The 2221-nt window shown below is 38.3% G+C and carries 4 protein-coding genes; 1 reads left to right on the plus strand and 3 read right to left on the minus strand.

What is annotated here, in order from left to right:
- Positions 1-353: 353 nt before the first annotated feature.
- Positions 354-728, minus strand: coding sequence for a MarR family winged helix-turn-helix transcriptional regulator (locus tag BKK47_RS11125; protein WP_208603979.1), 375 nt, complete (start codon positions 726-728; stop codon positions 354-356).
- 83 nt (positions 729-811) lie between these two features.
- Positions 812-1240, minus strand: coding sequence for an SRPBCC family protein (locus tag BKK47_RS11130; RefSeq protein WP_077494897.1), 429 nt, complete (start codon positions 1238-1240; stop codon positions 812-814).
- A gap of 167 nt (positions 1241-1407) precedes the next feature.
- Between BKK47_RS11130 and BKK47_RS12495 the strand changes: the two genes are divergently transcribed.
- The gene (locus BKK47_RS12495) at positions 1408-1554 is read left to right on the plus strand and encodes a hypothetical protein (RefSeq protein ID WP_158074770.1); all 147 of its coding nucleotides are present in this window, start codon (positions 1408-1410) and stop codon (positions 1552-1554) included.
- Positions 1555-1696: 142 nt separating this feature from the next.
- Here BKK47_RS12495 and BKK47_RS11135 read toward each other — a convergent pair whose 3' ends face one another.
- Complete coding sequence (locus BKK47_RS11135; protein WP_077494898.1) at positions 1697-2125, minus strand: Lrp/AsnC family transcriptional regulator; 429 nt, start codon at positions 2123-2125, stop codon at positions 1697-1699.
- Between the last annotated feature and the right edge of the window lie 96 nt (positions 2126-2221).

Raw genomic sequence — 2221 nt, forward strand, 5'->3', positions numbered from 1 at the left:
GGTATGATTATACTAGGAATATTAATGTAGCTAATATAAATAGCATCTTTATATTCACTAATAATATACCAGTTAAGAGAAAGATATAATAAAGAAAATGACATGCTTATTAGGATTGACACAAGTCTATATTTCCAAAAAGACTTTCCTAAATAGAAGTTCATAGCATATCCTTATATTTTTTCTAAAAATGTGGATAGCTCACGTCTTTCATTAGCAAGGGGGCATGAATGGCAAATCCTTCACTCGCCCAACTCTTACTATATAGCTTGAGAGAGACAAAAACATCCACTCCAAACTTTTTTACACAGTCAGAAACTATTACGGATGTGCTAGTTTATGAAAGGCTTGACTCAAAGAAGTTTTTGAAATAGTGAAATAAAGGAGGAATTATTTTCTCCTAACGGCATGAAAAACTTCTTATCTGTCGCTTCAACAATTTTCACTGCCTCTGCCGCAAGGCTCCGACCTGTTGCTGACACAGAGATCACCTTGACCCGCATATCCCTTGGGGAAGGAGTGCGCTCAAAATATCCTGCTTTTTCAAGTACACGAACAACTTGAGAAATCGTCATTGGGTCACTACCTGTTAATTGTGACAGCCGAGCTTGCGTCAGAGGCTCCTTTTCATAAAACCAACTGGCCACCGCCAGAACTACGAATTGTGTGTGTGTTAAACCAATATGTTGCAGGGCATTTCTCTGCTCCCGCTGCCAACCGTTTGACACTCGCCATAGTAAAAAACCCGGGCTGTCGTATGGACCTTCAAAATGACTAGGAAGAGGTTTGCTACATTTAGATGACATGAGTATTAAACCACTTTGTTAGCGAGATATTTTGCCAATCCAGTCATCACCTGCGGAAAATCCGAACTAATTCCCTCTCCAAAAAACTGAGCATCGGATCCCTGTGTACGTATAGCGTAGATAAATTTACTCAGACCAAGGCGTACTGCCTCAATCCGATGTTCCACTCTAATCAATGTATCTCCAATCCAGGTTTCATCGATGAAATGTTTTCCTTGAGAAACGTCAACTAGCTGACTACGGATGATGTCACCCTCCGGAAGCTCCATTGAAAACCATGTCCCTGAAACAAATGGCCCCTCGATTTTAATTGATTTCACCCCTGAATTCCACAGCTTCCAGTTAGAAGTATCAACGAATGCCTGCCAGATTTGTTCTGGTGTATGATTGACATCTAGTTCAAAAGACTTACTCCAAATGTTACCTTTACTCATAAAATCCTCCATTAATATAAGTGCACATATAATATGTTCACTTATCATATTATCATTATTAGAAGTAATGTAAATATATCATCAGTACTCCTTCAAGAGTATTTAGTGTTTCAGACAGGAGAGTTTCTAGATTATCCCCCTCTTTTTAATTAGAGAATTGGTTACTTATGGAACGGCAGTGGCTCTACCTTGCCAATATGATTTACATCAAATGTGGTTTGAAGTGCAATGCACAACTCCCTGTTGTGGCGAAAATGAACGAGAAGATCAAAACAGAGGAAAAAACTTGTATTGATTGCTCACCAGTTACCTGATATGAACAACGTAGAACCCGGGTTTAATAAAGAAACATCGGGCACTGCAGAAAAATAATCAAATTTTAACCGCACTTGATAAAAAAATCGGCATTCTTGTTGCCGATTTTTTATCTTGAGCGTTTTTATAGATTCTCTCAGGCTAAGCATAACGTTTTAAATGAATATAGGTTTCAGAAGAAATAATCGCTTTAATTGATCGGATTCGTTCCAATGCTTGTCCTAGTTCTTCCAATGAGGGCGCGATAAGTTCAATAAGAATATCCCAACGCCCGTTAGTATCATAAATCGCATTGATACAAGGTTCACCTCGAAGGGTTTGAACGACCTCTGCGGTTGCCCCACCATCGATAATCACGGTTGTCCAAGCCTTAATACCATTAGATTCTAGTGTTGAGTGAAGCTCCACCCGATAGCCTAAGATAATACCTTCTTTCTCAAGTCGTGCAATGCGGTTTACCACTGTTGCTCGAGAAACTTTTAATTTCTTGGCTAAAAATGCAATAGAGTATCTCGCATTTTCCCGTAATAGGCTCAATAATTTTTGATTAGTTTCGTCCAAAATTGACATAATGCAAGTTCTCCCTAACAAAATGATTAAATTTTGCTAAAACATTAGCATATTTAACTATTTTAATTAATAGAAAAATCTTGCACACTAGGATTG

The sequence above is a fragment of the Rodentibacter mrazii genome (assembly GCF_001998825.1).
Lineage (GTDB): Bacteria > Pseudomonadota > Gammaproteobacteria > Enterobacterales > Pasteurellaceae > Rodentibacter > Rodentibacter mrazii.